Below are 5565 nucleotides of genomic sequence, written 5' to 3' on the forward strand. Positions count from 1 at the left end.
TGGCTGATTCTTGATTCACTTAACCAATATTTTGATTGTTTTCTTAATCAAATTTGGTGTAACTTCTGGTTTATCTTATTGAATTTGCATAACAAAGCATTTAAGACGGATTCGCAACGCTTGGCGGTTTTAGTGTAAATTCAGTTTTTGCATTTTAAGTGGTTTGTCGAGGCATAGGTGCTTAGCGTCGCTCACCACTTAATGCGGCGTTAGTTTGCCCTCCGACTACTATCAGTCGGTAGGGAATTTTTGCTTCTGGTGTAGGACTCGCATTACACGAATTGCAGAGCCGTCAACCCAGTAGGAAACGATCATTGAGATTTCGGGGATAATTAGTAATCGTCCTCGAATACCATCACGTTGAACACCCATCAGTGGTTGTTCAAGTAAATTATCTACTTTAGCTTCAATGATTTCGTCAGTTTTGTCTGCCGCGTCGGGGTTGAAGTCATAAAGAAACTCAAAGATCTTCTCACGATCATTTAACGATTCTTCTTCCCATAAAATCATTGTTGACCCCGGCTACGAATCTTAGCTTTTCGTTCAGCCATTCGTGCTTTTGCTGAGTCATGATCAATAAATGAAGCTTTTCCTGAGTCAAACTTCTCAAATGCTAGGTTTACTTGTTCAGTTAACCAAGCGTCGTGAGATAATGCTTTTCGTTGTTGCTCAGCCATTTGCTCGGTAAGCTCACGGCAAGCATCGCTAAGTGTGCGACCTTGGCTCTCAGCCATTTGCTGAGCTAAGCGTTTAACTTCGTCATCAACACGAAATTGAATTCTAGTGTCCATGAGTAACTCCTAAATTGACGTGTGTACAAATGTTAGCACTGGAGTTGGGCGAGGGCAACTAACAAAGTATTTAAGACGGATTCCCAACGCTTGGCGTTTTCGGCTTACTTCAGTTTAAGTGTTTATGTCAAAAAGGTTCAGGTAGGGTGGTTGGCGTTGCTCACCACTTAATACGGCGTTAAGTTTCCAAATCTACATTTGTGACAAATTTGGTCGATAATGTCATTAGTATGAGTTATACTGCGGGCAACGTATGCAATGAGAGAATACTAATGATTAAAAGACTTGGCTTCAGTAATTTCTATAGTTTCAAAGAGTACTCAGAAGTTAGCTTTGAATTTGACAAAAATGTACCTGAAACCATAAGTAAAGGACTGTCTACAGGTACAGTGATTGGTATTAAAGGTAGCAATGGCTCAGGCAAAACCAATGTGATAAAAGTGATCAACTTTTTTTTTGCTTTTTGTCTAGATAAATTTTCATACTATGGTGTTGAGAAAAAGACTGGGGACTCTCTGCCCTATAAAAGTTTTTTCGATAGTGACGATGTAACTGAATTTGATATCGAATTTTTGATCGATGATATTACATACATCTATGAACTAGAGATAAAGAAGAACAATATAATAAAAGAAACAATAATTAGAAACAAAAAAAGAGATGTAGTTCTTATAGAAAGAAATGAACATGGAACTATTGAGTGTATAAAAGACTTTGATGAGCTAAAAAATATCAAGCTTAGAGATGATCAGTCAATAATTTCTATTGTGGATAAGTTTAAATTTAATAATAAAATGCATGAGCTTGATATTCTAAACTTTGAGTTTGTGAAGTTGTTATCAAATGTAGACTATAACGGATACAATGATTTTAGTCTTGGTGTAGAAGGCACGACTAAAAGATACAAAGAGTCTGAAGAATTATTCGAGTTCATTAAAGGCATTATAAAATCGGCTGACTCAGGCATTAAAGATATCGTAATTAAAGATCGCCTGAACGAAGATGGAGAGAAAGTATATTTCCCTCTATTTGTCCATGAAAATGAAGGTAAAGAGTTCTTTATGCCATTTAAGGATGAGTCTAGTGGTACGAAAGAACTCTACAAAAAGATGATTGTTTATCATTTTGTTCTCAATAGTGGCGGTGTTCTGGCATTTGATGAATTTGATGTGCACTTACATGCGAATGTATTGCCTATGATCGTTAACTTGTTTCTCGATTTTAATATTAACAAAAAGCACGCACAGTTTATTTTTACAGCCCATAATACAGAAATTATAGATACTTTAGGTCGTTATAGAAGTGTTCTGGTCAACAAGGACGATAATGAAAGTTATTGTTATCGCTTAGACGAAATAAAAGGTAGTATCTTAAGAAATGGAAGACCAATTAGTCCTGTTTATAAAGAGGGCAAAATTGGAGGGGTTCCACCTATATTTCTAGGTGGAAAGGAACTGTAATTATGGTGAGAAAGAATAAAAGAACAAATAAAAAGAAAGTCTCATTTGTAGCGGATGCTTCACTTCCCGATTTGGAAAGTACGGACTTAGCCGCAAGGTCGCGATTTAATTTTTCTTATCTAAACGAGTTACAAGATGGAGCTCAATCCATAGCTGAATGGAATCAAGATGGCAAAAAAGATGCTTCCTTGGAAAAGTTGCTATCAAATCTTAAGGACTATAGTACTTATCCTCTTTCTCATTGGATTAATGAGGGGCGCTTAACTATTTATGGTCGATTTCCTAAAGAAAAATCAGAATTTAAGCACCCTGTGAACGTTCCTCACGAAGTTTCTTGGGGGAGATTTCGGTTGGCTGGTAAAGTACGCCTAGCGGGATTTGTAATCCCGTCAGAATTTGAAGATACCGAATTTACTACTAAATCGGGAAAGAAAGTAAAATATTGTACGAATACTTTTTATATAGTTTTTCTCGATAAAGATCATTTGTTTTATAAAACGGAAAAACGCAATACATAGAAACTTAACAAACTGTTTAAGAGTGATTCGCAACGCTTGGCATTTTTGCTATGCGTTGCGTTTAGTGTTTAAGGTCGTATGCGGAAACATCGGTATTGCGTTGCTCACACCTTAACAGGGCGTTAGTTGCACAGGGAGGTATCGTGGAAGAATTATCAGGCGGAAGAGAATCTGCAATATATCGAGATGGTGAAGTCGTCTATCGACCTCTTCAGTCATGGAGCTCTACAATTCATCTAATTTTGAAACACCTTGAGCAAGCAAAGGTAGATGAAAGTCCAAAATTTCTTGGTGTAAATCAAGACCAAGAAATCCTAAGTTTTGTAACAGGTGATACCTACAATTATCCGTTAGTTGGCGCAATCGCAACAAATGAAGCACTCATTTCAGCGGGTAAATTACTACGTAAAATACATGACTTAACTGTTCCACTATTGGAGCAACTTAATGTCAAAGTACACCGATGGATGTTAGAGCCAAGAGAGCCATTTGAGGTTATTTGTCATGGTGACTTTACCCCTTACAATGTCGCCCTATTAGAAAATACAGTTGTCGGTGTGTTTGACTTCGACACAGCGCACCCTGCACCAAGAATATGGGATTTAGCATACTCAGTTTATTGTTGGTCTCCATTCAAAACGGACAGCAATGATAAGCTAGGGACAATTTTAGAGCAGGTGGCTAGAGTCAAGTTGTTCTGTGACAGTTACGGTGCAACTGAATCAGAAAGAGAACAATTAGCCGATGCTATGGTTAAGCGATTACAGGCTTTAGTAACCTTCATGCATAGTGAAGCCCAAAATGGTAATGAATCCTTTGCTGAAAATATAGAGCAAGGTCATCTTCAAGCTTATCTAAATGACATAGAATATATCACTGAAAATAAAGAAAAAATTCAGTGTGCATTGTGCAACTAACAAACTGCTCAAGAGGGATTCACAACGCGTGGCATTTTTACTATGCGTTGATTTTAGTGATTAAGGTGGTATGCAGCGGCTTAGGTATTGCGTTGTTCACCCCTTAGCAGGGCGTTAGCTGGGGTTAAGAAAAACGGTGAATTTAGGGTGGAAAGGCTTTCGGTTTTCTAGCTACACACCGGACAAATCTCAGCTTCTCAACTATCTCGCCAGTGGCACTTTTCGGGAAGTGGTTGAACTTAACGAAGTCTGCTTACGGGAAATGTTGTGTTTGTTAAGTTCATTGGCGTGGCTTCTTTGTTGTTGAAATTCATGAATGCCTAAATTCATTTCGTGTGCTTTGTCGTTGGCTTTTTCGATAGAATTCTTTGCAAATTACCATGCTCAAGAATGGTGATTAACTCGGCCATTTCTTCTTTGCCAGGCGCATTTCGTGGATTGGGTTTTAATTTCACAGCTGTCCGTTTTACTTTGTCATTTGAAAGCAATAATGTGTTTCAAATTAGGCATTTTGGCGTAATTCGCTAGCGAAAGTGCAGCAGCTAACTAGGCGTTTAAGACGGATTCCCAACGCTTGGGAGTTTCGATTCTAGGTTGAGTTTTGTGTTTAAGGCACAATGGTTTAGGATTGTGGTCGCGTTGCTCACCACTTAACGCAGCGTTATGTGTTTGATGAGTTTTTAGGGTTAAATCTACGATTTCATTGAGAATTTGTTCCGTGTTTTCGGCAAGTTGGCTTGGTCGAAATGAATTCTTGAACAACCTGAGATTGATCGTTTTTAAGTTTCTTGGGTTGCCTCAATTAAGTTTTGGGTCTGGTTTGTGTTGAGTTTCATCAGTTTCAAATCGCTTTAATTGAAATGTCTTTTTGACTGATTCACTTGCTGACATTCAGCTCTGAAAATCTGGTGACGCAAAAAATTTAGCGGTTGCTGAAAGGGCGCTTTCTTTGTTGTTGATTCTGCAAGTGGCTCTCTTTGGCTCAGATCGCTGTGAAATTTAGGTTTTGGTAAGCATCGTTTTTGTACGTAACTTATTCAAATCTCTTCATTTCTACGGTGGTTTACTTTGAATTCACGGTAAAATTCACATAACAAGCAATTCAAGTGGATTCTCAACGCGTGGCAGTTTTACTATGCGTTAGGTAAAGTGTTTTACGGTGCAATGCAGCGGCTTGGTCAGTGCGTTGTTCACCACTTAATTGGGCGTTAGCTGGGGTTAAGAAAAACGGTGAATTTAGGGTGGAAAGGCTTTGGGTTTTCTAGCTACACACCGGACAAATTTCAGCTTCTCAACTATCTCGCCAGTGGCACTTTTCGGGAAGTGTTTGAACTTAACGAAGTCTGCTTACGGGAAGTGTTGTGTTTGTTAAGTTCGTTGGCGCGGTTTCTTTGTTGTCGAAATTCATGAATGCCTAAATTTGTTTTGTGTGCTTTGTAGTTAGTTTTTACGACAGAATTCTTTGCAAATTACCGAACTCAGAAATGGTGATTTTCTCGGTCATTTCTTCTTTGCCAAGCACATTTCGTGGATTAAGTTTTAATTTTACAGCTGTCCGTTTTACTTTGCCGTTTGAAAGCAATAATGTGTTTAAAAATAGGCATTTTGGTGTAATTTGCTAGCGAAAGTGCAGCAGCTAACTAGGCGTTTAAGACGGATTCCCAACGCTTGGGAGTTTCGGCTCTAGGTTGAGTTTTGTGTTTAAGGCACAATGGTTTAGGATTGTGGTCGCGTTGCTCACCACTTAACGCAGCGTTATGTGTTGGATGAGTTTTTAAGGTTAATTCTACGATTTCATTGAGAATTCGTTCCATGTTTTCGGCAAGTTGGCTTGGTCGAAATGGATTATTGAACAACCTGAGATTGATCGTTTTTAAGG

General features: G+C 38.5%; 7 protein-coding genes. 3 read left to right on the plus strand and 4 right to left on the minus strand.

Annotated features, from left to right (window positions below; all coding sequences use genetic code 11):
• Positions 1 to 231: 231 nt before the first annotated feature.
• Both EYW48_RS20230 and EYW48_RS20235 read right to left on the minus strand, forming a co-directional pair.
• Positions 232 to 510, minus strand: a complete 279-nt coding sequence (locus EYW48_RS20230; protein ID WP_194575115.1) for a type II toxin-antitoxin system RelE/ParE family toxin — start codon at positions 508 to 510, stop codon at positions 232 to 234.
• The gene (locus EYW48_RS20235; protein WP_194575116.1) at positions 507 to 791 is read right to left on the minus strand and encodes a type II toxin-antitoxin system RelB/DinJ family antitoxin; all 285 of its coding nucleotides are present in this window, start codon (positions 789 to 791) and stop codon (positions 507 to 509) included. The genes EYW48_RS20230 and EYW48_RS20235 overlap by 4 nt, the downstream gene beginning before the upstream one ends.
• 272 nt (positions 792 to 1063) lie before the next feature.
• Between EYW48_RS20235 and EYW48_RS20240 the strand changes: the two genes are divergently transcribed.
• From EYW48_RS20240 to EYW48_RS20255, 3 genes are all read left to right on the plus strand, one after another.
• The gene (locus tag EYW48_RS20240) at positions 1064 to 2251 is read left to right on the plus strand and encodes an ATP-binding protein (protein WP_161439579.1); all 1188 of its coding nucleotides are present in this window, start codon (positions 1064 to 1066) and stop codon (positions 2249 to 2251) included.
• 2 nt (positions 2252 to 2253) lie between these two features.
• Positions 2254 to 2769 carry a hypothetical protein gene (locus EYW48_RS20245; protein ID WP_094146609.1) on the plus strand — a complete coding sequence of 172 codons (516 nt, stop codon included), beginning with the start codon at positions 2254 to 2256 and terminating at the stop codon, positions 2767 to 2769.
• Between the two features lie 143 nt (positions 2770 to 2912).
• Positions 2913 to 3686 (plus strand): aminoglycoside phosphotransferase family protein, encoded by a 774-nt coding sequence (locus EYW48_RS20255; RefSeq protein WP_277432951.1) that lies wholly within the window; start codon positions 2913 to 2915, stop codon positions 3684 to 3686.
• Positions 3687 to 4012: 326 nt separating this feature from the next.
• Here EYW48_RS20255 and EYW48_RS20265 read toward each other — a convergent pair whose 3' ends face one another.
• Complete coding sequence (locus tag EYW48_RS20265; RefSeq protein WP_277432952.1) at positions 4013 to 4141, minus strand: hypothetical protein; 129 nt, start codon at positions 4139 to 4141, stop codon at positions 4013 to 4015.
• Positions 4142 to 5326: 1185 nt separating this feature from the next.
• Positions 5327 to 5565 (minus strand): hypothetical protein (locus EYW48_RS20270; protein ID WP_277432953.1); only part of this gene is annotated, 239 nt, incomplete at its 5' end.

This window comes from Vibrio sp. 1180_3 (assembly GCF_029478545.1).
In the GTDB taxonomy this organism is placed as follows: Bacteria; Pseudomonadota; Gammaproteobacteria; order Enterobacterales; family Vibrionaceae; genus Vibrio; species Vibrio aestuarianus.